The sequence below is a fragment of the Candidatus Cryptobacteroides sp. genome (assembly GCF_056207615.1).
In genome coordinates, this window is sequence record NZ_JBAEER010000001.1 from 1 (window position 1) to 3,091 (window position 3,091).

Genomic DNA, 3,091 nt, shown 5'->3' on the forward strand with positions numbered 1-3,091 from the left:
GTGAACTGGACCAGCGGCCAGAAGACAGGTTTCTTCCTCGACCAGCGTGAGAACAGGAACCTCGTCGGACGCTATTCTGCCGGCAGGAACGTGCTCAACCTTTTCTGCTACACAGGCGGATTCTCTATCTATGCCCTCGCCGGTGGTGCGAAGCATGTGGATTCTGTCGATTGCTCGCAGAAGGCCATGGACATGGTGGACAGGAACGTCGCCCTCAACGGTTTCACTGCCGAGCAGCACACCAGCTATTGCTGCGACGCCATCGATTTTGTGAAGTCGGCTCCAGAAGGCAAGTACGATCTCATGATCGTCGACCCACCTGCATTCGCAAAGCACAGGGGAGTGCTCCGCAATGCCCTCCGTGCATATCAGAGGCTCAATGCTGCCGCGATCTCGCGTGTCGCTCCTGGCGGACTCGTATTCACCTACAGCTGCTCACAGGTCGTGGACAAGGAGGCGTTCGCGCTTGCAGTGTTCTCGGCTGCGGCGCAGTCAGGCCGTCGCGTGAGGATACTCGACCGTCTCAATCAGCCTGCTGACCATTCAGTGAACATCTACCATCCGGAAGGAGAATACCTCAAGGGACTTCTTCTCTATGTAGAATAGTTTTGCAATTGTAGAATTTGTTCTTATATTTGCAGTCCCGAAAGGAAATATGGTGCGTTGGCCGAGTGGCTAGGCACAGGTCTGCAAAACCTGCAACAGTGGTTCGATTCCGCTACGCACCTCACGAAAAAGCTCAGGAATGTTCCTGAGCTTTTTCGTTTTCGTGGCTTTATGTTTATGCGTTATCGCTGGACGTCGAGTATGATACGACGGTAGGAAACGAGGGAGAAGGCCCCGTCGTCGTGGACCTCGCATATGATATGGAGAGACTGGCCGGCAGCGGACTGCGGTATCGAGATTTCGATGGCTTCGGAATCCGCGTTAGAGATAGAGAGTATCTGCTGGGCTCCGTTGAGGATAAGGTTGGTCCCTCTGTCGCCGGCTCTGAACGAACCTACGACCGCTGTACCGGCATTCTCCTGCTGCCACCATGTATACCTGAGCGAGTCGCCTTCGCTGTCATAGGACGCAGATGCGTCGAGCTTTACCGTAGAACCTGCGGCGACGCTTACATGGACCGGAACCGTCCCTTCCTTGACCTTGATTGCCTTTGCGCCCTCAGGTTCGATGCTGAGCTGTACGTGAGGGTTGGTGTTGCCCTTTCCCTCGTCAGCCCACTGCATCCTGGCCATGAAATCATTAAGCTCGTCTGGATAGAAACGCTCCTTGAAGTCCACCGAAATCGTGCGTACGGGCTCCTGCCAGCTGTTCCAAGCCTCTGTCTGGAGGTCTGGGCATATTCCGCGCACATGGAAGCCTGCCCAACTTGCCTGGGTAGGATCCTCGGCGTCGTTGAGACCGTTAGGCATGATGTTGAGGAAGGTGGGGGTATCTCCTTCCACGCCCCAGAGGTAGTTCGGATACTCGCTTCCGAGATTGCCCTTGGCCTGTATGTTCTTCTGATGCAGCTCCCAATTCTCCTTTCCGAGGTCGCACTGACGCTGCCATGCACCTTCGTCCCAGATGAGCATGAGGTCTTCAGGGAAGTTCATTCTCATCCACTGATGCGAGCTGTATGCACGGTCGAACCTGCGTGCGTAGACCATGTCCTGGTCAGATATGGTATAGACCCTGAATTTCCTGACGAACGCGGTCACATCTTCCTTGCTGCGGGTCTGCTGCACGCGCCAGATTGCCTGTGCGAGGGTGTTTGCACCACCCCATGAGCATACCCAGATAGGACGAGGGTCGTCCTCGTCGGCGAGCTTGATGAGGAAATCGCTGCCGGGGGTGTCGTTGTCTTCACCTATCACTCCTATGCCGGCTCTCTGGCTGCCCATCATCGCACGGCTGCGTATGTACTCGACGCTGGGCCAATATCCGAGCTCCTGCTGGCCGTTCTCCTTCTCCAGGGATCTGAATCCCTTCTGTGCAGAGCGGGCCTTGAGATTGTCGACGTCTTTGCCATACGCGTCGATGACCCTGGTCAGGTACTCTGCCCACTCGCTAGGGTATGGGTCGCAGTTCCATCCTATTGTCGTGATGAGCGCCTCGATCTCGAAGCGGTCTGCGTATGACATGAGCCTCACTGCCGATTCCATGTCGTCCGGCTCCACTTCCTCGGGACCTATGTCGGTCATTACTACGATACGAGGCTTCAGCTCAGCCTTGGGCTGGCTGCATGAAATGAGGCAGAGAGCTGCCGCTGCGAGGATGATGAGTAATCTTTTCATATTATTGGCGTGTCCTACAAATGTAGCCTTTTCTACCGATTAATTCCTATATTTGTTGGACAGACTATTACCCTGAACCCCTTCAGATGAGAGATTACGTGATAGCCCTCGACCAGGGCACCAGCTCTTCGAGAGCGATTGTTTTCGACCGGAACGGATATCCTATAGCCATAAGTCAGAAAGAATTCACCCAGTATTTCCCGAAACCGGGAATGGTGGAGCATGATCCGATGGAGATATGGTCTACCGAGTGCGCGGTTATGGCGGAGGCAATGACCTCACGTCGACTCAAGGGCTCGGACATCGCTGCCATAGGAATCACAAACCAGCGCGAGACGACCATAGTCTGGGATGCGAGCACAGGAAAACCGATCTACAATGCCATTGTCTGGCAGGACCGCAGGACTTCGGATTATTGCAGCAGTCTCAAGGCTGCGGGACACACCGACAGGATCAGGGAAAAGACGGGTCTGATCATAGACGCATATTTCTCCGGGACGAAGATCAAGTGGCTGCTGGACAATGTGCCCGGAGCGCGAGAGAAGGCTATGAAGGGAGAGCTGCGCTTCGGTACCGTGGACAGTTGGCTGGTGTGGAACCTCACCGACGGCAAGATCCATATCACCGACGTCACCAATGCGTCGAGGACCATGCTCTTCAACATCAATACCCTCGAATGGGACAAGGAACTTCTCGAACTTCTGGACATTCCTGAGTCCATGATGCCGAAGGTGTGCTCTTCGTCGGAGGTGTATGGACATACGATGCTCATGGGCAGCGAGGTGCCGGTCGCCGGAATCGCAGGTGACCAG

General features: G+C 55.1%; 3 protein-coding genes and 1 tRNA gene. 3 read left to right on the forward strand and 1 reads right to left on the reverse strand.

The genetic code is table 11. The features are described 5' to 3' along the window. Both AC06ND_RS00005 and AC06ND_RS00010 read left to right on the forward strand, forming a co-directional pair. A partial coding sequence (locus AC06ND_RS00005) for a class I SAM-dependent rRNA methyltransferase (RefSeq protein WP_475676941.1) occupies positions 1-606 on the forward strand: 606 nt, incomplete at its 5' end. A gap of 51 nt (positions 607-657) precedes the next feature. Further along, positions 658-728: transfer RNA gene (locus tag AC06ND_RS00010), tRNA-Cys, on the forward strand. Positions 729-788: 60 nt separating this feature from the next. On the opposite strand, the gene AC06ND_RS00015 is transcribed toward AC06ND_RS00010, so the two are convergent. Continuing rightward, positions 789-2,279: a DUF1593 domain-containing protein gene (locus AC06ND_RS00015; protein ID WP_475676942.1), complete on the reverse strand. Its 1,491-nt coding sequence runs from the start codon at positions 2,277-2,279 to the stop codon at positions 789-791. 86 nt (positions 2,280-2,365) lie between these two features. On the opposite strand from AC06ND_RS00015, the gene AC06ND_RS00020 reads away from it, so the two are divergent. Further along, positions 2,366-3,091: FGGY family carbohydrate kinase (locus AC06ND_RS00020; protein ID WP_475676943.1), on the forward strand; the 726-nt coding region annotated here is incomplete at its 3' end.

Coding starts and splice junctions, on each gene's coding strand:
- AC06ND_RS00015 (WP_475676942.1), bottom strand. CDS start 2,279: ATGAAAAGATTACTCATCATCCTCGCAGCGGCAGCTCTCTGCCTCATT.